Below are 26,182 nucleotides of genomic sequence, written 5' to 3' on the forward strand. Positions count from 1 at the left end.
CAATCACCTCGTCTCTTCTTTACGCTCCTTCGCACGTAATTGGCCACAAGCTGCATCGATGTCATGACCTTGCTCACGTCGAATAGTCACGTTAACGCCACGCTTTTTAAGCGTACGTTCAAATGCAAAAATCTGTTCACGCGGTGTACGAACATAATCACGCTCAGGCACATAGTTTACGGGAATCAAGTTCACGTGACATTTAACGTCTTTAATCAAATCCGCTAATTCCTCGGCATGCTCTACTTGATCGTTTACTCCTCCGAATAGACCATACTCAAAGCTAATACGTCTTCCCGTTTTATCCGTATAATATTTAATGGCTTCCATCAAATCAGGAAGTTTGTACGCACGGTTAATCGGCATTAAGCGTGAGCGGATGTCATTGTTTGGAGCGTGAAGTGAAATTGCAAAATTGATTTGCATTTTTTCATCAGCAAACTTATAGATTTTCGGAATGATTCCACTTGTCGATACTGTGATATGACGTGCACCAATATTTAATCCATCATCACTGTTAATTGTTTTTAAGAAGCGCATCATTTCATCGTAGTTATCAAATGGCTCCCCAATACCCATAATTACGACAGAGCTCACGCGTTCTCCTTGTTCATCTAGCGCTTTTTGTACTTTTACTACTTGCGCTACGATTTCTCCAGCTTCTAAGTTACGCTTTAAACCTCCAAGAGTAGACGCACAGAATGTACAGCCGATGCGACAGCCAACTTGAGTTGTTACACAGACAGAATTTCCGTATTCATGACGCATAAGCACCGTTTCAATCGTATAACCGTCATGGAGTTCGAATAAAAACTTCATCGTGCCGTCCCCAGACGTTTGCTGAACAACTGTTTTTAATGTCGTTAATGCAAACTTGTCTTTTAATTGTTCACGTAATCCTTTAGATAAGTTTGACATATCGTCAAAGTCCGTTACGCGTTTAATATATAACCAGTCAAAAATTTGTTTAGCACGGAACTTCTTATCTCCGTGTTCCACTAACCAATTTTCTAGGTCGTGCATTTCTAATGAATAAATAGATGGTTTTTGCGCTTTTTCTTCTGCTTTTGCTTTTCTTTTAGCTACTTCTTCCATTTTTACACCTTCTTCTGTAAACATGCAATATAAAACCCATCGCTTTGTGCATCTGGCAGCAATTGAATTTCACCATGTTTTACGTTTTGTTTAAGCTTTTGCGGCATGCGTGCAGCGAGTGTTTCATCTTTTTGAAAATCAGCATGATCTGCTAAAAATGCTGCTACAACATCCCCATTTTCATCCCGGTCAATTGTACATGTACTATATACAAGGGTCCCACCTTTTTTTAATAAAGGCGCAACCGCATTTAAAATATCTTGTTGAATACGCGCCAGCTGCTTTACATCTTGCTCAGTTTTTGTATATTTCAAATCAGGTTTACGTCTCATTACACCAAAACCTGAGCACGGAGCATCTACTAAGATACGGTCAAACATTTCTTTATCAAACTGTTCGCCCGCTTTGCGGCTGTCTTGAACCGTCGGCTCAATATTGGTAAGATGCAGACGCTCTGCCTGCTGGGCAATCAGCTTTACTTTATGGTCATGAATGTCCAAGGAAATAACTTTACCACTATTTTTAAGCTGCTCTGCAATATGAGTTGATTTTCCTCCCGGTGCAGCACAGCTATCTAAAATTAGCTCTTCTGCCTCCGCACCGAGCGCATGAGCCACTAACATAGAGCTTTCATCTTGAACGGTAAACATTCCTTCACGAAATGCTTGTGTATGAGCTGCATTTCCTTTTTGAACTTCTAGCGCTTCTTCTACAAAATGGCCTGGTTCTACAACAATACCTTCTTTTTCAAGCGCTTCTTTTACTTCATTTTGCGTAAAGCGTGCACTGTTTACTCGGATTGTTTGTTTAGGGGCCATTAAATTAGCTAAACAGATTCCGCGTGTTTTGTCCAATCCATATTGTTCCACCCAGCGTTTTACAAGCCACAATGGATGACTCGTTTCAATTGCCAACCGCTCCACAGGATTTTGTATTTCTTCTAAAGAAGGCGTGCCGCTGCGCTGAATATTTCGTAAAACGCCGTTTACCATTGAGGCAATTCCTTTGTGGCCGCGTTTTTTGGCAATTTCTACTGCTTCATGGAGGATTGCCCGGTCCGGCACTCGGTCTAAATATACCATTTGGTAAAGAGACAAACGAAGCAGCACTCGCACCCAAGGCTGCAGTTTTTTTGGATTTTTCAAGAAAGGCGCTAACCCGTAATCTAACGTATCACGTCTTTGAATCGTTCCATACACAATTTCCGTTAACAGCCCTGCATCTTTTCCTTGAATACCGCGTTTTTGTATACTGTTATTTAACAATAGATTGCTGAATGCCTGATTTTTTTCAATAGCTAGTAAAATATCTAAAGCTATGTCTCGAACGTTGTACTTACTCATTGACATCCCCTAATACTGTTCCGACTTCAACGGATGTACCTCGTAAATACTGCGCTGCATCCATACGTTTTTTTCCAGCCGGCTGAAGTTCCGTCACTTTAATAGCTGTTTCATTTCCAGTTGCTACTATAAATCCATCCTCTTCAAGTGATAAAACGGTACCCGGTTTTCCTGATGCAGATACTTTCTCTCCCCACCAAATTTTCATGACCTGACCGTCTGCTGTTGTATAAGCAACGGGCCAAGGGTGAAGTCCGCGGATATGGTTATAAATTTCTTCTCCTGTACGGGCCCAATCAATTTTCTCTTGTTCCCTCTTAATGTTAGAAGCAAATGTCGCTTCGTCATCGTTTTGTTTAACCGGCGTAATTTCACCTTTTACAAGAGAAGGAATGGTTTCTGAAAGCAGTTTTGCACCAGCAGCGCTGAGTTTATCATGAAGCGTGCCAACGTGATCACGTTCTTCAATCGGAACTTCTACCTGTGTTAAGATATCACCTGCATCTAATTTTTCTACCATATACATAATTGTAACACCAGTTTTCGGCTTACCTTGTAGAATTGAATAATGAATCGGCGCGCCTCCGCGCAGTTCAGGTAACAGAGAAGCATGCACGTTAATACAGCCGTATTTAGGCGCTTCTAAAATAGGGGTTGGTAAAATTTGACCAAAAGCCGCTGTTACAATTAGGTCAGGCTCATACGCTAATACTTTCTGATATTCTTCTTCTAAACGAATCTTTTCTGGCTGCAGTACAGGTATTTCATGCTTTAACGCCTCAACTTTTACTGGAGGAGGTGTTAATACGCGCTTGCGCCCTTTTGGTCGGTCCGGCTGTGTAACCACTGCGACCACTTCATATCCATCTTTAAGTAATGTTTGTAAAACCGGCACTGAAAAATCCGGCGTTCCCATAAATACGACTTTCATCGTGTAAAACCTACCCTTCTAGTTCATCCTCTTCGTAATACTTTGTTACTTTTTCCGTGAACAATACACCGTGTAAATGATCAATTTCATGTTGAATTGCTCGTGCTAAAAAACCTTTTGCTTCTATAAAATAAGGTTTTCCTTTACGATTTTGCGCACGTACTTTCACATAATCAGCTCGAGCCACGTCACCAAAAAGGCCCGGAAAACTTAGGCAGCCTTCTGGACCGATTTGTTCGCCTCGTTGCTCAATAATTACCGGATTAATTAACTCAATTTTACCGTGTCGGTCATCCACGTCTACCACTGCCACTTGCTGCAGAACTCCTACTTGAGGAGCAGCTAAACCCACACCGTCTGCTTCAAGCATTAAATCATACATGCCGTTTAGTAATTTCGCTAATTTATTATCAAAGTTTTTAACGACTTCACACTCTTGTTCAAGTACTTCATTAGGATGGTAAACAAGCTTAAGCTTAGCCAAATAGGCACCTCCTTTATTCTTTCTATTTATATCCAAAAACCTTCTTATTTAACGCCATCAAGACGACTGGTTACATCATCGAGTATGGATTCAAATCAATAGTGATCGTTAAATTCTCCTTCTGCATTTCCGCTTGATAACGTTCTAATATATATTTCAACAGCGGAATCAGGCTTGGTTCCAGCTTGTATTTTAACATGCATTGATAGCGATATCTATCTTTTATCTTAGCAATCGGAGATGCGACTGGCCCCAAGATCGTTGTTTGCGGCGAAAGTTTCTGACGCAGATACTGCGAAATTTTGTCCGTAACAGACACCACTTTTGCAATATTTTCATGAGATACCGTTACAAGCGCCAAGTAAAAGAAAGGCGGATATTTATGCATTTTACGAATTTCCATCTCCTGCATATAAAACGCATCGTAATCATGCTGACTCGCAAGTTGAATACTGTAGTGTTCAGGCGTGTACGTCTGAATCACTACTTCTCCTGGAAGTTTGTGGCGTCCTGCTCTTCCGCTTACTTGCGTTAAAAGCTGAAACGTTTTTTCAGATGCACGAAAGTCAGGTAAATTCAGCATCGTATCTGCTGTTAAAACGCCTACAAGCGTGACGTTTGGAAAGTCCAGCCCTTTCGCAATCATCTGCGTCCCTAGTAAAATTTGCGCTTCTCCACTTGCAAACTTGTTCAGGAGCTTTTCATGCGCGCCTTTTCTGCTTGTCGTATCAACATCCATTCGAACGACTCTAGCCTCAGGCAGCACTTTTGTTAATTCTTCTTCCACTTTTTGTGTACCAGATCCGAAAAAGCGGATATGTTCGCTGTGGCATTCTGGGCACTCAGTGTGCACATGTTCTTCGTGTCCGCAGTAATGGCATTTTAATTTATTTTGATAGCGGTGATACGTTAGTGAAATTTCACAGTGCTCACATGTCGGAACGTAACCGCAGTCCCTGCACATGACAAAAGAAGAATGACCTCTTTTATTTAAAAATAAAACGATTTGCTCCCCTTTTTTCAAACGGTCTTTCATCTTTTCAAACAGCAGAGTTGAAAACATAGAGCGATTGCCGCTGCGAAGCTCTTCTCTCATATCAACGATATCCACCGACGGCATTGATGACTTATTCATTCTTTGCTTTAACGTCAGCAGCTTATACACACCTTTTTGCGCTCTTGCAAAGGACTCAAGCGTTGGTGTTGCACTTCCTAAAATGACAGGACACTGATGATGCTGCCCTCGGTAAATAGCTACATCTCTGGCATGATAACGGGGGTTTTCTTCTTGTTTATAACTCGTCTCATGTTCTTCATCGATAATAAGAAGGCCCAAATTTTCAAATGGAGCAAATACAGCAGAGCGGGCCCCTACTACAACGGATACTTCTTTTCGCTGAATTTTTCGCCATTCATCGTATTTCTCACCAGTAGACAAGCCGCTATGAAGCACAGCAACTTTTGAGCCGAACCGCTCTTTAAACCGCTTGACCATCTGAGGGGTAAGTGAAATCTCCGGAACAAGCATAATCGCTTCTTTTCCTTTTTTCAGCACTTGATCAATTGATTGGAGATACACTTCTGTTTTTCCACTTCCGGTTACTCCGTACATTAAAAACACATCGTGAAGATTTTCTTCGATGTCCCGCAGAATCGGTGCAATTGCCTCAGCTTGTTCATCCGTCAATTGAAATGGCTTTGATGGTGTAAAGTATCGATCTTGATAAGGATCACGGTATATTTCAATTTCCGTTTCCGCTAAGAGTCCTTTGTTAATCAGCGCTTTTATAGGAGCGGAGGTAATCTGCAAATCTTCCGCTATTTCTTTTATAGCTACTTCTTCATTTCGCTCGAGCATAAAAGACAGCACTTGTTTTTGCTTTTCTGCCTGCTTATTTAACTCGCTCATAAACTGCTGAATTTCTTCAAGACTTTGATTCAGTTTTACGCCTTTTGCCGTTTTTTTGTTTCCTTTGTTTTTCACAACGTAGACAACTTCGATTAGACCTTTTTGAATATCACGGTGAAAAGCAGGAGCAGCGGCTGTCTTTTCTACTTCACTCCACTTCAGTGAGGATCTTGACTGAAAAAACGGCTTTACTTTCTCATGAAGCTGTTCGTATGCCTCTTTTGAAAGGAGTGACAGTTCTTTATCATATTTTGCTTTCATCGCCGCAGGCAGCATGACTTGAAAAGCCGATATCATAAAACAAAGCGTTTTTTCGGTTAGCCAGTGCCCAATCTCTAACAGTTCGGGAGTCAGAACCGGCGTTAAATCAAGCAGGTCAGCAATTGGTTTAACACGCTTAACCTCGGCCTCTTCTTTAAGAGCCACCACAAACCCTTGAACTTTTCTAGGACCAAACGGAACGACAACTCGCATACCTGGAACAATAATTCCTTTCCATTTGTCAGGAACAGCGTAGTCAAAAGCTCGATCTGTTTGCTTAGCAGCCACGTCCACAATTACACTAGCTACACTCATTTTTTCAGCCCTTCTAACATTTCCTTCACTTCTTTTAACACCTCGGTAGCTACATCGTGTTTTGAAAGAATGGGAAGTTTCCTAGACTCTCCGCTTCGCTTATAGAGCGTTACAATATTTGTGTCCGTCCCAAAACCTGCTCCCTCTGTCGTTACGTTATTGGCTACAATCATATCCAAGTTTTTAGATAAAAGTTTCTTTTGTGCATATTCATCCACTTGTTCTGTTTCTGCTGCAAAGCCGACTAAAAGCTGGTGTTCTTTTTGCTCTCCAAGCGTGCGTAAAATATCTGTTGTTCTCTCTAGCTCTAATACTGCTGCACCAGGCTGCTTTTTCATCTTTTGATCAAACACATGCTTTGGTCGGTAATCTGCCACTGCGGCTGATTTGATAACAACATCTGCTTCATGATAGCGCTGCATAACAGCTTCAAGCATCTGCTGCGCACTTTCAATTTGAACAACCTGCACTCCTTTTGGATACTCTAAATTCGTCGGTCCCGTTACAAGTGTTACCGATGCACCTAACTTAGCAGCTTGTTCTGCAAGAGCATAGCCCATTTTCCCGGTAGAACGATTGGTGAAAAATCGGACGGGATCAATGCGTTCTACCGTAGGTCCTGCTGTAACCAATACATTCACACCTTCAAGGATCTTTTGTGTATCTGATGCTTGTGAGAAATAAGATCCGATTAGTGAAACAATTGTTTCTGGCTCTTCAAGACGGCCTTTTCCTACATAACCGCATGCCAAATACCCTTCTCCAGGCTCTACAAAAGAGTAACCAAATGATGAAAGAGTGCTCATATTTTTTTTAACAGCTGGATGATCGTACATATGAACATTCATTGCAGGTGCAATCCACACAGGTGCAGTAGCAGCGAGCAGCGTTGTGGAAATCATATCATCTGCAAGACCATTTGCTATTTTCCCTATCATATTTGCCGTAGCAGGAGCTACTAAAATTAAATCAGGCCAATCTGCTAAATCAATATGTGCAATCACAGATGGATCTTTTTCATCAAACGTATCTGTATAAACTGGGTTTCGAGACAGAGCTTGAAACGTAAGCGGCGTTACGAACTCGCATGCCGAAGCAGTCATCATTACTTTAACTTCCGCTCCCGCTTGTACTAATTTACTTGTTAAAGCTGCGGCTTTATATACGGCGATCCCGCCGCTAACACATAATAAAATTCGTTTTCCCTTCATCATTATGCCCCCATCTATTTATCCCGCTCAACCAGCATCCGCTTGTTTACTCGGGTAACTATCTAAAGCTTTTCAATTTAATTATTATACCATTTTTGTAATGAGACATTCACTATCCTGCTTGAATACAAACAAAAGCATCAAAAAAATAACAACCTATAAAGTAGGTTGTTATTTTTTCACTTACTGATGTTTAGAATCTTCTTCTGCTACACCTTGCTTATAGCTTAATTGTTCAGCATTAATTTCTTCTAAAGCACAGCCTACAAATTTATAAGAAACCGGCTTTTCAATCGGCGTATCATTGTGAAGCTGTAATTGACGTGCACGTTTTGCAGCTACTGTCACAAGCGTGTACTTAGAATCTAATTTTTCCATTAGGGAATCAATTGATGGATAAAGCATGTTTATTCTACCTCCAGCATTCTTTTATAGCGCGCAGAAATACGATCACGACGGCAGTGTTCAGCCGTTACGATAGCACGGATGCGAGCACAAGCATTTTCTACTTTGTCATTTTCTACAACATAATCGTAGGCGTCCATAAGTTCAATTTCTTCTTTTGCCACGCGCATACGGTTATTGATTAAATCTTCTGTTTCAGTACCGCGGTTTACGATACGACTTTTAAGCTCTGACAAACTCGGCGGTGCCAAGAAGATGAACAAACCTTCTGGAAACGCTTCTTTCACTTGAAGAGCACCTTGCACTTCAATTTCTAGAAATACGTCTTTGCCTTCAGATAACGTTTGTTCTACATAATCAACCGGGGTACCGTAGTAGTTACCTACGTATTCAGCCCACTCTAATAATTTCTTATTTTCAATCATGCGCTCAAACTCTTCGCGTGGTTTGAAGAAATAGTCAACACCATCTACTTCACCTTCGCGGGGCTTTCTTGTTGTTGCAGAGATAGAATACTGCAATTTAATGTCTTCTTGCTCAAACAATGCTTTTCGTACCGTTCCTTTTCCAACACCTGATGGTCCGGAAAGAACAATTAATAAACCTCTTTCAATCATCGGTTCAAGTGACCTACCCTTCTAATAATTCTTCTTTGTTTATAAGTCGCTGTGACACAGTTTCTGGCTGTACAGGAGCTAAAATAACATGATCGCTATCCATAACAATAACAGATCGTGTTTTACGTCCTTGCGTTGCATCTATTAAAGAGCCTCGATCTTTTGCATCTTGAATAATGCGTTTGATTGGAGCTGATTCAGGATGAACGACAGAGATTATACGATTAGAAGAAATAAAATTTCCAAATCCAACGTTCACTAATTTACCGCTCATAAGAAGCCTCCCGCTATACCAATATAATCTTTATCTTACACGAAGGCTATTCAATATTTTGAACCTGCTCTTTTATGCGTTCTAATTGTGCTTTCATACTAATAACATACTGAGCAATAGTACCATTATTTGCCTTCGCACCGATTGTATTCATTTCACGATTCAGCTCTTGAACAAGAAAATCCAGCTTGCGTCCTACTGAATCAGGTGTATTTAATGCTTGAATAAATTGTGAAACATGACTTTGAATTCGCGTAAGTTCTTCGCTAATATCTGCTTTTTCAGCAAAAATAGCTACTTCAGTCAGCACTCGCTGCTCATCGAAAGCACCTTCTAAATAATCGCTCAGCTTTCTTTTAATACGCTCGCGATATTGTTCAGCAACTTCAGGAGCAAGCTGTGTAATTTTTTCGCGAATGTCTTGAATATCCTGTAAGTACCCCATCAAATCATGATACAGCTCTGATCCCTCTCGTTTCCGCATATCCACTAACTGATGCACAGCAGCGTCAACGGCTTCAAAGATTGCACCATGAATACTCGTCTGATCAGCTTCTTCTTCATAAGTTGTCATTACTTCAGGCATGTGTAAAATGTCTTGAATTTGAACAGATTGTGACAGCCCATGCTTTTCTTGTACTTGCTGCAACGCATTCATGTATTCCTCAAGCAGCTGCCAATCCGTCTGCAGTTTCTTTTTTGCCATTTCTTCACCTGAAATAGTAACAAATACTTCTACTCTACCACGTTTTATGTATGTTTGAACGATTTTTTTTATTTTATCTTCAATTTCAATTAATTGTCTTGGCATACGAATAACAATTTCACAAAAACGATGATTAACAGACTTCATTTCCACTGTTACTGATCGATTTTCCACTTCCGCTTTTCCGCGGCCAAAACCAGTCATACTTTTTATCATTATCATCACATCCACTATGTACATCTTACATAAAAAGTATCATAAAAGAAAGTGTTAGCAAAAAAAAGAAATCTCTCTTCTTTATTCAACCTGTAAAGGCTGCCTTCATGAGTTTTCTCATTTAGGACAGCCTGTATTAAAGTATAGCACAATTTATGAAGCTTTTCTTGTTAAAAGTGAACCGGCAAGTAAAAAAGTTGGAAGGCTTGCAAGTCCTAGAATAACGAGCCATTCCCGCGGTGCAATAGCCATTGTATGGAAAATAGGCTGCAGGGGCGGATAGTAAATGGCCACCAGCATAAGGATAATAGATGAAATAACGGCTCCTACAAGATATAAGTTCTGAAATGGATTGCGATCAAAAATTGATTTTTCGCTCCGGCAGTCAAATACGTGAATAAGCTGTGCCATGACAAGTGTGGCAAATGCAATCGTCTGTGCATACTGCAGCCGATCTGGGTCATTGTCGTAAACAATCATGAATGCAGCAAGTGTAGCAGCTCCAATTAAAAATCCGCGGCTGACTACTTTCCACCCTAATCCTCTTGCAAAGATACCTTCACGCGGATGCCTTGGATGGCGCTTCATCACGTTGTCCTCTGGCTGGTCTAAGCCAAGAGCCATCGCAGGCAAACCGTCTGTTACTAAGTTTACCCATAGTATTTGAATGGGCACTAGCGGAAGCGGAAGTGCTAAAATCATCGCAAAGAGCATAACTAAGATTTCTCCTACATTTGATGCAAGCAAGTAACGGATAAACTTTCGAATATTTTCATAGATGTTTCGTCCTTCTTTGATCGCTGATTTAATAGTAGCAAAATTATCATCAAGCAAAACGAGTGAAGACGCTTCTTTTGCTACGTCTGTCCCGGTGATGCCCATTGCGATGCCTATGTCTGCTGCTTTAATAGCCGGTGCATCATTTACGCCGTCGCCCGTCATGGCTACAATGTGATCTTTTGCTTGAAGAGCCTTAACAATTTTAAGCTTATGCTCAGGTGATACCCTGGCATATACGTAAACATCATCCACTACTTCTTCTAGCTCTTCCTGCGTCATTTTGGATAAATCCGTTCCTTCCAAGACTTGACCGTTTTTCGGTAGAATGCCTAGCTGTTTTGCAATCGCCTGTGCTGTAATGACGTGATCACCTGTAATCATAACGGTTTTGATTCCTGCGTCTCGGCATTCTTTGACCGCTTGCTTGACTTCTGGTCTTGGCGGATCAATCATTCCTTGAAGCCCGAGGAAAGTCAGGTCTTTTTCCGCTTCGTTCTCTGTATGGACGCTCTCATGGTCTTCTAACGGCCGATAAGCAATCGCAATTGTTCGAAGCGCTTGGCTAGCTAACTGATCAATCGCTCCTTTTACTTCATTATGAACTGTTACCGACAGCGTTTGTTGTCTGCTTTCCCACAAAATATTTTTGCTGTTTACAAGCAGCACATCCGGAGCACCTTTTGTTATAACATAGCGCTTATTAGATGCGTCTTCAATGACTACACTCATCATTTTACGCGTTGAATCAAATGGAAACTCTTCAATAATCGTAAACTGCTTTTGAATGTTTTCTTTTGTCAGCCCCGCTTTCATTGCGGCAACAAGCAAAGCCGCTTCAGTAGGATCTCCGTCGATGACATATTCTTTATCTTTTCTCGAAATGGACGTTTGATTGCAAAGCAGACCAAACACTAAAAGCTGCTGAAGCGGTTTTTCATTCCGTGTATCAACTTCTCTTTCCTCTCGCGAAAATACACCCGTAGGTTCATACCCTGTCCCTGATACCCTCCACGTCATTCCTCCTGACCAGAGGTGAGTAACCGTCATTTTATTTTGCGTTAATGTGCCCGTTTTGTCTGAGCAAATGACTGATGCGCATCCTAGTGTCTCAACAGCAGGAAGTTTGCGAACAATGGATCTTTGCTTAATCATGCGCTGTACACCAAGAGATAGCGCCACGGTTACGATGGCAGGAAGACCTTCGGGTATGGCAGCAACAGCTAACGAAACTCCCGCTAAGAACATACTGTATAAATCATGGCCTTGCAGCACGCCAATCCCGACAACTAATACAGTAAGTGCAAGCGCTACAACGATTAAAATTTTACCTAATTGCTCTAACTTCCGTTGAAGAGGAGTAATCATGGCTTCAGCATTTTGAAGCAAATCAGCAATTTGTCCCATCGCTGTTTTCATTCCAATCCCTACAACGATACCTGTTCCGCTTCCTCGCGTCACAAGCGTACCCATAAACGCCATATTGTCCTGATCTCCAAGCGGCACTTCATCTCCGGGCAAAGCTTTTATTTGCTTGGCAACTGGCAAAGACTCTCCCGTAAGCGCTGATTCTTCAATTTCTAGACTTTTGGCTTCCATAATCCGAAGGTCAGCCCCGATGCGGTCTCCGCTCGAAAACTTTACAATGTCTCCTACTACCAGCTCTTTAGATGGCAACTTAACCCATTTCCCTTCACGCATAGCTGCTACTTGAGGAGCAGAAAGCTCTTTTAATGCATGAAGAGATTTCTCTGCTTTTCTTTCTTGAAAAAAACCTAGAAATCCATTAATTACTACAATGGCAATAATAGCAATCGCATCGATGTATTCGCCTAAAAGACCTGAAATAAGCGTAGCAGCTAGTAAAACCAGCACCATAAAATCTTTAAACTGCTCTAGAAACACAAGAATGGCCGGTTTTTTCTCTCCTTCAGTCAATTCATTAAATCCTTGCTGCTGCTGACGTGCTTTTACTTCTTTGTGTGTAAGACCATGCTGTCTGTCTGTTTTTGTTACTTCTACTATTGCTTTTTCACCTAATTCATACCATCTCATTGCATCTTTTCACACCCTTTTATTTGTAAATGCACCTATTAGATTGTTACAATCTTATATCGTATGCTTATTCAGACTCGTCCTAAAAAATGCTATACTTTTCTATAGGACAATTTTCAATTACTTAAGGATGTGAGCACTATGTCATTTGATGGTATTTTTACATATGGCATTTTACAAGAATTATCTGAGACCTTGGTTTCAGGACGAATTTCAAAAATATATCAGCCGTTTCCAAACGAGTTGATTTTACAAGTACGCGCTAAAGGTGAAAACCGCAAACTTTTAATCTCAGCTCACCCTAACTATTCACGCGTTCATTTTACAAATGAGCCCTATGAAAATCCATCTGAGCCTCCTATGTTTTGTATGCTTCTTCGCAAACATTTAGAAGGAAGCATTATTGAACAAGTGTATCAGCTTGGATTAGACCGCATTTTAGTCATTGAAACAAAAGGACGAAATGAAATTGGCGACGTGACGTACAAGCAGCTTATTATTGAAATCATGGGAAGACATAGTAATGTTGTGCTTGTAGATAAAGAAAAACAAACGATTATCGACAGCATTAAACACGTTCCAATGGCCTTGAACAGGCACCGTACGCTTCTGCCCGGAGCACCTTACGTACTGCCTCCTAGCCAAGATAAGCTTCACCCATTTGAAGCGGATGAGGAAACCGTGGTTAAAAAAATTGATTTTAATAGCGGAAAGTTAGCCACCCAGCTAGTGCAAACCTTCTCGGGGCTTTCTCCTTTAATTGCAAATGAAGTGGTGTTTCGCTCTGGCTTAGCGAATCGTTCTACCCTTCCAAAATCATTCGTCGAAACGATGACGCTGATCAAAGAAGGTCAGTTTACACCGACTCTGACAACCGTTAATCAAAAAGACTACTTTTATTTACTGGAATTAACGCATTTAGAGGGTACGAAAAAAACGTATGCAACCATCAGTGAGCTTCTTGACCGCTATTACTACGGGAAAGCAGAGCGAGATCGTGTAAAGCAGCAAGCGCATGATTTAGTACAGTTTATCTCTACCGAGAAAAAGAAAAATGAGAAAAAAATAAAAAAGCTTGAGCAAACGCTGCAAAATGCAGAAAAAGCATCTGATTACCAGCTAGCCGGTGAACTCCTTACCGCAAATTTACACCTTGTCAAAAAAGGAGATGCGAAAGTGGACGTTATTAATTATTATGATGAAAATAGCGGTACACTTACGATTTCATTAGATCCGCAAAAATCACCGTCTCAAAATGCTCAAAGCTATTTCACAAAGTATCAAAAAGCGAAAAATTCCGTTTCGATTGTAATCGAACAAATTGAAAAAGCAAACGAAGAAGTACAGTATTTTGAATCACTTATTCAGCAAATGGATACTGCTACTCACAAAGACATTGCCGAGATTCGTGAAGAGCTTGTGGAAGAAGGATATTTGCGCAACCGTCAGCAAAAACAAGCAAAAAAACAAAAAAACACCACGCCTACACTTGAACAATACGTTTCAAGCGACGGCACGACGATTTTAGTTGGCAAAAACAATAAGCAAAATGAGTATTTAACAAATCGCCTTGCTGCTCGTGATGACATTTGGTTTCATACAAAAGATATACCGGGTTCTCACGTTGTTATCCGCAGCCAAGAGCCTTCAGAAGAAACCATTTTAGAAGCGGCTCACCTTGCTGCTTACTTTAGTAAAGCTAAAAATTCAAGTTCGGTACCCGTGGACTATACAAAAATTCGCCACGTAAAAAAACCAAGCGGTGCCAAGCCTGGTTTTGTGACGTACGATAACCAGCAAACGGTGTACGTAACGCCTAGCGAAGAACTTGTACTGAAGCTGCGTCAGTCATAATAAAAACCCCCTTTCTATATAGAAAAGGGGGTTTTTATTGAGTTTAGTTCATCCATGAAGGGTCTGAAGGGTTTTCACGCCATTTAAATAGCTTGTCCATCGCTTCTTCTTCAATGTATCCCGCTTCGTTTGCCGCTTCTACTAGCGTAGAATAGTCTGTTAGCGAATAAACTTGAAGTTCTTTTTCTTTAAACAGCTGACGCGCTTTTTCCAGCTCATATGTAAAGATAGACACAACTCCCAGCACTTCACATCCCTGCGCTTTTAATGCATCCACTGCTGTAAACACACTTCCGCCAGTTGAAATCAAATCTTCAATCACAACTACTTTTTGACCTTTTGTTACTTTTCCTTCGATTTGATTTCCTTGGCCATGTTCTTTTGCTTTGCTTCGCACATAGCACATTGGAAGCTCTAGCGCTTCACTTACCCACGCTGCATGAGGGATACCAGCTGTAGCGGTACCAGCAATCACTTCTGCATTGGAAAAATACGTTTTAATTAAATGCTGCAGACCTTTTGCAATTTCTTTTCGCACTTTCGGGTAGCTAAGCGTTAGACGGTTGTCACAATAAATAGGTGACTTAATTCCAGAGGCCCACGTAAACGGCGCGTTTGGTTGAAGGCTTACTGCCTCAATATCAATTAATTGTTTTGCAATTTCTTTTCGTAGTTTTGTCATCGCGTAATACGCTCCCCTTTCCACTGCTGTAACATCTCATAATATGCTTTAAGCGGGTCTTTTGCTTTAGTAATAGAACGTCCAACGACAATGGCACTTGAGCCATATTCTCTCGCTAGCTGAGGTGTTGCCACACGGACTTGGTCATCTACTGAATCTGTGCCCATACGAATACCCGGCGTTACGGTCAAAAAGTCCTCTCCTGCTGCGTTTCGAATCGAAGGCACCTCATGAGTAGAACATACAACGCCGTCAAGTCCACTTTTTTTAGCAAGCGCTGCATAATGCGTAACCACTTCTTGCATCGAATGTGTAATGAGCTGCTGCTCTTTTAGCATTTCATCAGATGTACTCGTTAGCTGAGTAACCGCAATACAATCCGGGCGTTTTTTGCCCGCAGCGGTTCCTAAGTCAAGTCCTTCAACGGCTGCTTGCATCATGTTCATTCCGCCCGCTGCGTGAACGTTAACCAAATCCACTTCAAGAGAAGCTAAAGACTTCATCCCTTGCTTTACCGTATTGGGAATATCATGAAGCTTTAAGTCTAAAAAGATTTGGTGGTTTTGCTCTTTTAATGCAGAAATAATGGATAACCCTTCTTTATAAAACAGTTCCATGCCTACTTTCACAAACAATGACTCTTGTTGAAAAGGCATTAAAAACTGCTGTACATCGTTAATTGATGAAAAATCAAGAGCAATGATTAACGGTTGCTTCACGCTTTTTCCAGCTCCTTCCGATACATTCTGAAACATGCTCGTATCCTAATGATGTTAATAGCCTTGGCAGTTCGTCAATGATGGTTGGACATACATACGGGTCAACAAAGTTTGCTGTACCAACCGCCACTGCACTTGCACCTGCATATAGGAACTCGAGTGCATCTTCAGCAGTTGTCACTCCGCCCATACCGATAATTGGAATGTTCACTTTTTGACTCACTTCATATACCATTCGAATCGCTACAGGTTTAATGGATGGGCCTGACAGTCCGCCTGTGCCGTTCGCTAAAACCGGCTGAGCTGTTTTCAAATCCAGACGCATCCCGAGAAGCGTATTGATCATCGTTAAGCCATCCGCGCCGGCTTCTTCAACAGCCATCGCCATGTCTACAATATTGGATACGTTTGGTGATAGTTTAACATAAACTGGAACATTTGAAACATCTTTTACCGCTTTCGTTAAACGAGCAGCAATGACAGGATCTACGCCAAACGCAATTCCGCCTTCTTTTACGTTAGGACATGAAATATTCAATTCAAGTGCTTTTACATTTGATACGGTTGAAATTTCTTTTGCCACGTGCACATATTCTTCAATTGAAGCACCGGCTACGTTCGCGATAATCGGCACGTCATATTGCTGAAGCCAAACGAGCTCTTCGTTCATTACTTTTTCTAACCCAGGATTTTGTAATCCAATCGCATTTAACATTCCTGCAGATGTTTCCGCTACGCGAGGAGTTGGATTGCCAAAACGAGTGTCCGCAGTAGTCGCTTTAATCATAATGGCTCCAAGTGCATCAAGTGAATAAAATTGAGCATACTCACGCCCAAATCCAAAACAGCCGGATGCGGGCATAATTGGATTTTTCAAATCTAATCCTGGCAATGTCGTTTTTAGCATACTCATAGAAGCACCTCCCCTGCTTGAAAGACGGGACCGTCGCTGCAGATTTTTTTATACGCCGTAGAATCTTCACTTTCTCTGCATACACATGCAAAACAAGCGCCGATTCCACAGCCCATTCTTTCTTCTAAAGAAATATAAAGCGGCTTGTTTGTATAATTATTTTCTAGTGCTTTTAACATCGGAGTTGGACCGCATGAAAACATAACGTCATATGAAAACTGCTGCTCGTCAATCACCGTTGTGACAAAACCTTTTGTTCCGTAAGAGCCGTCTACCGTTGCAATATATGTTTCTCCTAAAGCTAAAAACTCTCGCTCGTAAAATACGTCTGCCTTTGATTGAAAGCCTAAGACGTGAATAACCTGCACGCCTTTTTCACGAAGTCTTTTTGAAAGCTCATAGAGCGGAGGCACTCCAATGCCTCCCCCTACTAATAAAGCCGTTTGACCTGACTCTATCGCTTCCAATGGAAAACCGTGGCCAAGCGGACCTAACACGTCAATCGACTGTCCGGCTTGTTTTTCGGCAAGCAGCGATGTTCCCGCCCCTTCTGCACGGTAAATCATCGTAAACTGTTCGTGCGTTTGGTCAATTTCTGCAATACTGATTGGTCTGCGAAGCAGCGGCAAATAGTCGTTGTTAACGCGGATATGCACAAACTGCCCCGGCTCATTCATGAAACGAACAAGCTCGCCTTGAAGGGTTAATTCATATACATTGTGTGTTAACGGTCGCTGACTGACGACTTGCATCATTTCATGTTTGATCATACGGTTGTCACCTCTTTAGTTGGACGAACTTTTTTCATTGGTGTTGTATGGAAGCTGATCGTTTCAAGCACTCGTAAAATCGCTTCTGCTGTATCAAGTGATGTTAAGCAAGGTACACCATTTTCAACTGCTTCACGGCGAATTTTAAATCCGTCACGCGCAGGCTGTTTTCCTTTTGTTAGCGTGTTGATGACAAGCTGCGCTTCACCTTTTCGTATCACATCTAAAAGATTGTGATCTTCATGATGAATTTTATTTACTACTTTTACGCGAATGTCTTCTTTTGTAAACGTTGAAGCTGTTCCTTCCGTTGCAATCACCTGGTAGCCGATGTTAGCAAAACGCTTCGCCAGCGCTGTTGCCTCTTCTTTGTCTTTATCCGCTACTGTCATAAGTACTGAACCGTACGGCTTAATGGACATACCTGACGCAATTAGTCCTTTATATAATGCTTTTTCGTACGTTGAATCTTGCCCCATTACTTCTCCAGTAGATTTCATTTCAGGTCCAAGCGTAATATCTACGCGACGCAGCTTTGCAAATGAGAAGACCGGCACTTTTACGTAGACGCCTTCTTCTTCAGGGTGCATGCCTGATTCATAGCCAAGCTCTTGCAAACTTGTTCCTAAAATAACTTTTGTTGCGACATTCGCCATCGGAATACGCGTAATTTTACTTAAGAACGGCACCGTACGGCTTGAACGAGGATTTACTTCAAGAACAAACACTTCTCCTTTTGATAAGACGAACTGAATGTTGAGCAGTCCAATAATGTTTAAGCCTTTTGCAATACGTGTTGTGTAATCAATGATTGTATCTTTTACATCCTGTGACAGAGTTTGCGGTGGATATACAGCAATGGAGTCACCTGAGTGTACACCGGCGCGCTCTACATGTTCCATAATCCCTGGAATAACCACTGTTTCACCGTCTGAAATGGCATCGACTTCAATTTCTTTTCCAGTTAAGTAGCGGTCGATTAACACAGGGTGATCTGCGTGTACTTTTACCGCGTGTTTCATATAGTGAAGCAGTTCTTCTTCTTTATACACAATTTCCATTGCGCGTCCGCCTAGTACATATGAAGGTCGTACAAGCACCGGATAACCAATTTCTTTTGCCACAACCACTGCTTCTTCTACGGATGTAACCGTCTTTCCAAGCGGCTGAGGTACTTCTAAACGCGCTAGCGTCGCTTCGAATTTTTTACGGTCTTCCGCTGCATCTAAGCTTTCAAGCGACGTTCCTAAAATCTTGACCCCTCTTGCTTCTAGCTCGTCTGCTAAGTTGATTGCTGTTTGACCACCGAACTGTACAACCACACCTTCTGGTTTTTCTAAATCGATGATATGCATCACATCTTCAATCGTCAGCGGCTCGAAGTATAATTTATCTGAAATACTGAAGTCAGTTGATACTGTTTCTGGATTGTTATTGACAATAATCGCCTCGTATCCAGCTTCTTTAATCGCCCACACGGAGTGAACTGTTGCATAGTCAAACTCAATTCCTTGCCCGATGCGGATTGGTCCTGACCCTAACACCACAACGCTTTTACGATCTGTAACAATCGATTCGTTTTCATCTTCAAACGTACCGTAAAAATATGGTGTTGTAGATTCAAATTCTGCTGCACATGTATCTACTGTTTTGTACACTGGCATCACGCCATTTTGTTTGCGGAAATCATATACTTCACGCTCTGTTTGATTCCATAGCTTAGCAATCGTGCAGTCTGCAAATCCCATTTCTTTTGCTTCCTGTAAAACTTCTACGTTATGAATCTCTTCTTTTAACACATTTTCAAAAGCAATCACTTTTTCAAGTTTTACTAAGAAGAAGAGATCGATTTTGCTCCAGTCATGAATTTGCTGAATTGTTACGCCGCGGCGAATGGCTTCTGCGATGTAGAATAATCGCTCATCACCAGCTTTGCGAATACGTTTTTCAATAATGGCATCATCAAATTCATGCGCATCTTTCAGTTCTAAGTGATGAACGTTTGACTCAAGTGAGCGTACGGCTTTTAAAATTGACTCTTCGAACGTGCGGCCAATTGCCATTACTTCACCTGTTGCTTTCATCTGTGTACCTAGTTTACGATTAGCTGATTCAAATTTATCAAACGGCCAGCGTGGAATTTTAGATACGATGTAATCTAGTGCCGGTTCGAAACATGCGTATGTCTTCCCAGTTACCGGGTTCATCATTTCATCTAATGTTAAGCCTACCGCAATTTTTGCTGCTAATTTTGCAATTGGATACCCTGTTGCTTTTGATGCTAAAGCCGATGAGCGGCTTACGCGAGGGTTTACTTCAATTACGTAATACTGGAAGCTTTCTGGATCTAGTGCTAGCTGAACGTTACATCCGCCTTCGATTTTAAGCGCTCGGATAATTGTTAGTGACGCATTTCTAAGCAGCTGATACTCACGGTCGCTTAGCGTTTGGCTTGGTGCTACAACAATTGAATCTCCCGTATGAATACCGACCGGATCAAAGTTTTCCATATTACATACTACAATCGCATTATCGTTTGCATCGCGCATTACTTCATATTCAATTTCTTTAAAGCCTGCAATGCTTTTCTCAAGTAAGCACTGTGTTACAGGACTGTGTTTTAATCCACTTGTTACAATTTCAATCAACTCTTGCTCGTTGTTACAAATTCCGCCTCCCGTACCGCCAAGCGTATAAGCAGGACGCACGATTACGGGATAGTTTACTTGTTCAACAAACGCATACGCTTCGTCTAGCGAATGAATGATTTCACTTGCTGGGACAGGCTGATTTAGTTCATTCATTAGTGAACGGAACTGCTCACGGTCTTCAGCTTGTTCAATCGCCGATAATTTTGTCCCGAGAATTTCTACATTCAATTCTTCTAAAATACCCGTTTCGTGTAATTCTACCGCTAAGTTCAGTCCCGTTTGACCGCCAAGCGTTGGAAGCAGTGCATCCGGGCGTTCTTTACGAATAATTGAGCTTACAAATTCAACCGTTAGAGGTTCAATATATACTTTATCTGCCATTTCTGAGTCTGTCATGATTGTTGCAGGATTGGAGTTCACAAGAATAACTTTGTATCCTTCTTCTTTTAGCGCAATACACGCTTGCGCTCCTGCATAGTCAAACTCTGCCGCCTGTCCGATGACGATTGGTCCTGATCCGATTACGAGAATTGTGTTAATATCTTGACGTTTTGGCATTAGCAATTACCTACTTTCTGATTGTTTTTCATAAGATCCATAAATTCGTTGAACAATCCGTTTGCATCTTCAGGTCCAGGTGATGCTTCAGGGTGATATTGAACCGTAAATGCCGGATATTCTTTATGCTTTACTCCTTCAACTGTTCCATCGTTAAGCGCAACGTGCGTCACTTCTAATGGCGTGTTGACAAGAGATGGCTCACATACTGTATAGCCGTGGTTTTGAGATGTAAGAGCTACTTTATTGGTTTTTAGATCCTTTACAGGATGGTTGGATCCACGATGACCAAATTTCATTTTTTCTGTATCTGCTCCGCATGCTAGCGCAAACAGCTGATGTCCTAAACAAATTCCGAAAAGAGGAACCTTTCCTAAAACCCCTTGAATCATCTCGATTGCTTCAGGTACGTCTTTTGGGTCTCCAGGTCCGTTGCTCAACATGATACCATCTGGATTTAATTGAAGAATTTCTTGCGCAGTTACGTTATAAGGAACCACAATCACGTCGCATTGACGAGCTGTTAATTCGCGTAAAATTCCGTGTTTCATTCCAAAGTCAACGAGTACCACTTTTTTACCTCTTCCTGGGCTTGGGTAAGGCTTCACTGTTGATACTTTTTTAACTGAATCAGTCGGAAGTTCATGATTTTGAAGCTGTGCTACCACTTCTTCTACATTGACTTCCATGTTGCACACGCGTCCGCGAAGCGCACCGTGCTGACGAATTTTTCGCGTTAATTTTCTCGTGTCGATTCCAGCTAATCCTGGAATATCTTTTTGTTTTAAAAATTCATCTACTGATAGTTCGCTTCTGAAGTTTGAAGGAGCATCACAAACTTCTTTTACAATCAAACCGTGTACAGCTGGTTCAATCGACTCAAAGTCATCGCGGTTAATACCGTAGTTTCCGATTAAAGGATATGTTAATGTCACAATTTGTGCACAGTATGATGGATCAGATAGAATTTCTTGATATCCTGTCATTCCCGTGTTGAAAACAACTTCTCCTGTCATTTCTCTGTCGCTGCCGAATCCTTTTCCGATAAATACTGTTCCATCTTCTAAAATTAGTTGACGTTGCATGCTTTAACATCCTCCCATACTCGTTTACCTTCTACTAATGTCATTACCGGCCAACCTTTGCATACCCAGTTAGCAAACGGCGTATTTTTACCTTTTGATACAAATTCTTCTGGATTAATTGCTTTTTCTGTTTCAAGATCAATGATAGTTAAATCTGCTGGTTTCCCTACTTCGATGGTGCCATAAGGAAGGTTGAACGTGTCAGCAGGCTTGTTTGTTAAATATGATACTAGCTGCTCTAGCGTTATTACTTCTTTTAATACCAAGTTTGTATAAAGAAGCGGGAAAGCTGTTTCAAGTCCTACAATTCCAAACGGCGCAAGCTCCATGCCTTCTGCTTTTTCGTCCGCTGTATGCGGTGCATGATCAGTGGCGATAAAATCAAGCGTTCCGTCTAATAAAGCTTCAATTAATGCCTGTTGATCATCTTTTCCTCGAAGCGGCGGATTCATTTTAAAGTTTGAATCAAGCCCAGGGATGTCTTCCTCATTTAGCAGTAAATGATGAGGCGTTACTTCTGCGGTTACGCGAATGCCTGCTTTTTTCGCATCCCGAATGGCGCGAATGGATTCTTTTGTACTTACGTGACACACATGGTAGTGACAGTTTGCTGCTTCAGCAAGCAGGACATCTCGTGCAATTTGAACGGCTTCGCAGATAGAAGGAATACCGTTTAATCCATGTTCTTTTGCAAATTTTCCGTCGTGGATGCAGCCTTTGTTGATTAAATCATTATCTTCACAGTGTGCAACGATTGCTTTATTTAATGAAGCGGCTTTCTTCATCGCTTCCAGCATCATTCCTGTTGACTGAACGCCTACTCCATCATCTGTAAAAGCAAATGCGCCTGCTTCTTTTAAGCTTTCAAAGTCCGTTAGTTCTTTTCCTAATTGGCGAGTGGTAATCGATGCGTATGGCAATACGCGAACATGTGCTGTTTCTTCAATACGCTTGTTTACCCACTCCATTTGTTCAACCGTATCCGGAACTGGACGCGTGTTTGGCATTGCAGCAATTGCTGTAAAACCGCCCTTTGCCGCTGCTAAAGTACCCGTTTCAATCGTTTCTTTCTTTTCTCCCCCTGGCTCGCGCAAGTGAACGTGGACATCGATTAAACCCGGTGATAAGAAGTTCCCGCCTGCATCAATGACTTCTTCATTCTGTACGTCGATGTGTGAAGCTATTTCAGCAATTACACCATTTTCAATTTTCAGTTCGACTTTTTCAATTTTCCCTTTATTTAACCATGTAGCATTTTTGATAATTGTTGTCATTATTAAGTCCCCTTTCAATTGGTTGTAGCGCTCTTGCTAATACTGCCATGCGAATGTACACGCCATTTTGCATTTGTTTAAAAATTCTTGAGCGTTCACATTCAACGAGCTCATCTGCAATTTCGACTCCTCTGTTTACAGGAGCTGGATGAAGGATAATGCTATGTGATTTCATTTTCCGCTCTCGTTCAACGGTTAATCCGAAGCGGCTGTGGTAGTTCTGTGCAAGCTCTGAAGTGTTCTCTTCATGCCTTTCAAATTGAATACGCAGCAGCATCACAACATCGACCGTTTCGATTGCTTCATCGATATCAAGATATGTACCGTGTCTGTTCTCTTCATCTTTCCATTCTTCAGGTCCCGCAAAATATACGGTCGCCCCTAGTTTTGTCAGCATTTCAGCATTCGATCTCGCTACGCGGCTATGTCGCAAATCTCCGACTATTGCGACTTTTAATCCTTTAAACGAGCCGAACTCTTGGCGAATCGTCAGTAGATCAAGCAGACACTGAGTTGGATGCTGACCGCATCCGTCTCCTGCATTAATGATGGGAATCGATACTTTTTCCTGCAGTGCTTCATAATAACGATCTTGCGGGTGGCGAATAACAACTGACTGAACGCCGATTGAAGCTAATGTTTCAATCGTGTCATAAAGCGTTTCTCCTTTTTGGACGCTTGAAGTTGTTACTTCAAACGGAATTGTTGTTAATCCTAGCTGCTGTTCTGCCATTTCAAAGCTGCATCGAGTACGCGTGCTCGCTTCGAAAAATAAGTTGGCAACAAACATTTTCTCTTCCGGTTTCCATCCTTGTTTATTCGTTCGATAGTTTTCAGCGCTGTCTAAAATCTCTAGAATTTCATTTGTTTCTAGTGTTGAGACTGTCACTAAATGTTTCATATCGATTCCCTCCATTTTTGCTTTCCTCGCATTTCTTTATAAAAAACACCCTTTCTAACTTAGAAAGGGTGTAAGAAAACAAGCTTCGTCTATAACGCGCTTTTCACACACCCTTAGAAACCTCTCTGGATTTCAATTAAAAGGCGTTCTATGAAATTTTTCGTGCTGACGTTTGTTGAACATTTTCTGCTTCTTTTATCTTCTCTTTCGGTAGAACTAGATTCAGCAGAACTCCCATGATGGCAGACAGTGCCATGCTATCAATCTTTACATGTTCTGAGATATCTAAGTGTGCTCCTCCGATTCCTAACACTAAGATAATCGAAGCAATCATTAAGTTTCGTTTTGATCCAAGGTCTACCTTTGCATCCACCATCATGCGCAAGCCTGATGAAGCAATGATTCCGAATAAGAGAATTGAAATCCCGCCCATGACCGGCGTTGGTATACTTGAAATAAGAGCGTTGATTTTGCCGACAAACCCGAACAAAATCGCGAAGACTGCTGCTCCTGCTATCACAAATACGCTAAGCACCTTTGTGATGGCTAACACTCCGATGTTCTCACCGTATGTTGTATTTGGCGGTCCGCCGATCAGTGCAGCAAGCATAGTTGCTACTCCGTCTCCTAAAATCGATCTGTGCAGCCCTGGCTTTTCAATATAGTTTCGATCCACAATCTTATTTAAGACGAGAATGTGTCCGATATGTTCTGAAAGTGTTACGACTGCTACAGGTACCATGATAAGCACAATCCCTAGTGAAATGGACGGCGTGTATGTGACGAACGGCACGTAGAAGTGAGGTACTTCAATCCACTCTGCTTTCACTACCTTTGAAAAGTCTACCAATCCTTGTGTATAAGCAAAGATGTATCCGCCGATAATTCCCATCAGTACCGGAATCAGGCTGATAATGTTTTTAAAGAAGATTGAGCAAGCAACTGTTATCGCTAGTGTCACAAGCGCAACCATCAGGTAAGTTAAGCTGTAATTTCCTTTTGCATCGTTCATAGCCATGCCTACTGCTGTATTAGCTAGTCCTAAGCCTATAACCATAATAACTGGCCCTACTACAACCGGAGGAAGCAGCTTCATAATCCAATTGATTCCTGTTCCTTTTATAATCAAAGCAACGATTCCATAAACAAGTCCAGCTAAGAAACAGCCAACCATCGTTTCTTCAGGTCCAAACGAAGCTTTTGCGAAAATGATTGGCGTGATGAACGCGAACGATGAACCAAGATAAGAAGGAATTTGACCTCTTGTAATGAGCAGGAAAGCAAGCGTTCCTACCCCGCTTGAAATCAAAGCAATTGCCGGGCTGAACCCGACTAGGAACGGCACTAACACCGTCGACCCAAACATTGCAAACAAATGCTGTAGACTCAATGTTAACCAATTTACTGCTTTTGGTTTATCATGTATATCAAGTACAAAATCTCGTTGTTGACTCATATGTTTTTCCTCCTATCACTATTAAAAAACCTCTTTACGCAGAGGCAAAGAGGTTTTCAGCATACAAGGAAGACGCTATACCCCAGTATAGTTTCCCTTGTATAGTGACCCCCCTTTTGCAGCCTCACGGGACTACCATTTAAAAGGGTATATAATTTATTTTTCGTAAATAGACACGTGGTCTTTTTCGTCTACTTCCATTAAATGCACCGCAATTTTTTCACTTTTAGCTGTCGGTACATTTTTGCCAACATAGTCTGCTCGAATCGGCAGCTCGCGGTGCCCTCTATCCACTAAAACAGCCAGCTGAATGAGTTCAGGTCGGCCGATATCAATCAGTGCATCAAGTGCTGCTCGAACCGTACGGCCCGTATATAACACATCGTCTACTAAGATGACGTTCTTATTTGCAATATCTGTCGGAATATCTGATCCTTTTACGAGAGGCTCATCATTGCTTGTTACTTTCGATAAATCATCTCGGTAAAGCGTGATGTCTAGTTCTCCGACTGGCAATGTATTTCCTTCAATTTGTGCAATTCGTTCTGCTAAACGTTTTGCGATATAAATACCTCGCGTTTTAATCCCCACTAGCACACAATTTTCGATTCCTTTATTCTTTTCAATAATCTCATGTGCAATTCGAGTTAAAGCGCGGCGAATAGCCTGTTCGTCAAGTACGGTAGCTTTTACGTTCACTGTTTTTCACCTCAAGTTGTT

Annotated in this window: 22 protein-coding genes; 1 reads left to right on the top strand and 21 read right to left on the bottom strand. The window is 41.6% G+C overall.

From position 1 onward, the window contains the following. Window positions 1–3 precede the first annotated feature (3 nt). From rlmN to AC3WJG_RS05255, 11 genes are all read right to left on the bottom strand, one after another. On the bottom strand, window positions 4–1,095 hold the full coding sequence (rlmN, locus tag AC3WJG_RS05205; RefSeq protein WP_028410787.1) for a dual-specificity RNA methyltransferase RlmN: 1,092 nt from the start codon (window positions 1,093–1,095) through the stop codon (window positions 4–6). Between the two features lie 2 nt (window positions 1,096–1,097). Beyond that, window positions 1,098–2,438, bottom strand: coding sequence for a 16S rRNA (cytosine(967)-C(5))-methyltransferase RsmB (gene rsmB, locus AC3WJG_RS05210; protein ID WP_098331899.1), 1,341 nt, complete (start codon window positions 2,436–2,438; stop codon window positions 1,098–1,100). Next, window positions 2,431–3,369, bottom strand: a complete 939-nt coding sequence (fmt, locus tag AC3WJG_RS05215) for a methionyl-tRNA formyltransferase (RefSeq protein WP_050689665.1) — start codon at window positions 3,367–3,369, stop codon at window positions 2,431–2,433. Before fmt ends, rsmB begins: the two co-directional genes overlap by 8 nt. 10 nt (window positions 3,370–3,379) lie before the next feature. Then, a complete protein-coding gene (gene def / locus AC3WJG_RS05220) occupies window positions 3,380–3,853 on the bottom strand; it encodes a peptide deformylase (RefSeq protein ID WP_013084828.1) in 474 nt (157 codons plus the stop codon). Window positions 3,854–3,923: 70 nt separating this feature from the next. Then, window positions 3,924–6,338, bottom strand: coding sequence for a primosomal protein N' (gene priA, locus AC3WJG_RS05225; protein ID WP_337133934.1), 2,415 nt, complete (start codon window positions 6,336–6,338; stop codon window positions 3,924–3,926). Further along, window positions 6,335–7,552, bottom strand: coding sequence for a bifunctional phosphopantothenoylcysteine decarboxylase/phosphopantothenate--cysteine ligase CoaBC (gene coaBC, locus AC3WJG_RS05230; RefSeq protein ID WP_028410783.1), 1,218 nt, complete (start codon window positions 7,550–7,552; stop codon window positions 6,335–6,337). Before coaBC ends, priA begins: the two co-directional genes overlap by 4 nt. A 180-nt stretch (window positions 7,553–7,732) precedes the next feature. Next, on the bottom strand, window positions 7,733–7,954 hold the full coding sequence (gene rpoZ / locus AC3WJG_RS05235; RefSeq protein ID WP_013058926.1) for a DNA-directed RNA polymerase subunit omega: 222 nt from the start codon (window positions 7,952–7,954) through the stop codon (window positions 7,733–7,735). 2 nt (window positions 7,955–7,956) lie between these two features. After that, complete coding sequence (gmk, locus tag AC3WJG_RS05240) at window positions 7,957–8,571, bottom strand: guanylate kinase (RefSeq protein ID WP_013058927.1); 615 nt, start codon at window positions 8,569–8,571, stop codon at window positions 7,957–7,959. 13 nt (window positions 8,572–8,584) lie between these two features. Next, on the bottom strand, window positions 8,585–8,845 hold the full coding sequence (locus AC3WJG_RS05245) for a DUF370 domain-containing protein (protein WP_013084831.1): 261 nt from the start codon (window positions 8,843–8,845) through the stop codon (window positions 8,585–8,587). Window positions 8,846–8,891: 46 nt separating this feature from the next. Beyond that, window positions 8,892–9,767, bottom strand: coding sequence for a YicC/YloC family endoribonuclease (locus AC3WJG_RS05250; RefSeq protein ID WP_028410782.1), 876 nt, complete (start codon window positions 9,765–9,767; stop codon window positions 8,892–8,894). A 153-nt stretch (window positions 9,768–9,920) separates the two neighbouring features. After that, entirely contained in the window at window positions 9,921–12,599 is a 2,679-nt protein-coding gene (locus tag AC3WJG_RS05255; protein WP_028410781.1) for a calcium-translocating P-type ATPase, SERCA-type, read from the bottom strand. 141 nt (window positions 12,600–12,740) lie between these two features. Here AC3WJG_RS05255 and AC3WJG_RS05260 point away from each other — a divergent pair, with 141 nt between their 5' ends. After that, on the top strand, window positions 12,741–14,453 hold the full coding sequence (locus AC3WJG_RS05260; RefSeq protein ID WP_028410780.1) for an Rqc2 family fibronectin-binding protein: 1,713 nt from the start codon (window positions 12,741–12,743) through the stop codon (window positions 14,451–14,453). A 43-nt stretch (window positions 14,454–14,496) separates the two neighbouring features. Here AC3WJG_RS05260 and pyrE read toward each other — a convergent pair whose 3' ends face one another. The 10 genes from pyrE to pyrR all read right to left on the bottom strand — a co-directional run bounded on the left by pyrE (window position 14,497) and on the right by pyrR (window position 26,161). After that, window positions 14,497–15,135: an orotate phosphoribosyltransferase gene (gene pyrE, locus AC3WJG_RS05265; protein WP_028410779.1), complete on the bottom strand. Its 639-nt coding sequence runs from the start codon at window positions 15,133–15,135 to the stop codon at window positions 14,497–14,499. Further along, complete coding sequence (pyrF, locus tag AC3WJG_RS05270) at window positions 15,132–15,854, bottom strand: orotidine-5'-phosphate decarboxylase (protein WP_028410778.1); 723 nt, start codon at window positions 15,852–15,854, stop codon at window positions 15,132–15,134. The genes pyrE and pyrF overlap by 4 nt, the downstream gene beginning before the upstream one ends. Continuing rightward, entirely contained in the window at window positions 15,826–16,767 is a 942-nt protein-coding gene (locus AC3WJG_RS05275) for a dihydroorotate dehydrogenase (RefSeq protein WP_016765435.1), read from the bottom strand. The genes pyrF and AC3WJG_RS05275 overlap by 29 nt, the downstream gene beginning before the upstream one ends. Next, window positions 16,764–17,537 carry a dihydroorotate dehydrogenase electron transfer subunit gene (locus tag AC3WJG_RS05280; protein ID WP_013084838.1) on the bottom strand — a complete coding sequence of 258 codons (774 nt, stop codon included), beginning with the start codon at window positions 17,535–17,537 and terminating at the stop codon, window positions 16,764–16,766. Before AC3WJG_RS05280 ends, AC3WJG_RS05275 begins: the two co-directional genes overlap by 4 nt. Beyond that, window positions 17,534–20,746 (bottom strand): carbamoyl-phosphate synthase large subunit, encoded by a 3,213-nt coding sequence (gene carB / locus AC3WJG_RS05285; RefSeq protein ID WP_028410776.1) that lies wholly within the window; start codon window positions 20,744–20,746, stop codon window positions 17,534–17,536. The genes AC3WJG_RS05280 and carB overlap by 4 nt, the downstream gene beginning before the upstream one ends. Continuing rightward, entirely contained in the window at window positions 20,746–21,831 is a 1,086-nt protein-coding gene (locus tag AC3WJG_RS05290; protein ID WP_028410775.1) for a carbamoyl phosphate synthase small subunit, read from the bottom strand. The genes carB and AC3WJG_RS05290 overlap by 1 nt, the downstream gene beginning before the upstream one ends. Continuing rightward, entirely contained in the window at window positions 21,816–23,105 is a 1,290-nt protein-coding gene (pyrC, locus tag AC3WJG_RS05295; protein WP_337133933.1) for a dihydroorotase, read from the bottom strand. Before pyrC ends, AC3WJG_RS05290 begins: the two co-directional genes overlap by 16 nt. Continuing rightward, entirely contained in the window at window positions 23,068–24,006 is a 939-nt protein-coding gene (locus tag AC3WJG_RS05300) for an aspartate carbamoyltransferase catalytic subunit (protein ID WP_013058938.1), read from the bottom strand. Before AC3WJG_RS05300 ends, pyrC begins: the two co-directional genes overlap by 38 nt. 148 nt (window positions 24,007–24,154) lie before the next feature. After that, a complete protein-coding gene (locus tag AC3WJG_RS05305; RefSeq protein WP_025750364.1) occupies window positions 24,155–25,462 on the bottom strand; it encodes a uracil-xanthine permease family protein in 1,308 nt (435 codons plus the stop codon). 156 nt (window positions 25,463–25,618) lie between these two features. Then, a complete protein-coding gene (gene pyrR / locus AC3WJG_RS05310; protein WP_013058940.1) occupies window positions 25,619–26,161 on the bottom strand; it encodes a bifunctional pyr operon transcriptional regulator/uracil phosphoribosyltransferase PyrR in 543 nt (180 codons plus the stop codon). Window positions 26,162–26,182: the final 21 nt, after the last annotated feature.

The organism is Priestia sp. FW507-14D1A (assembly GCF_058781295.1).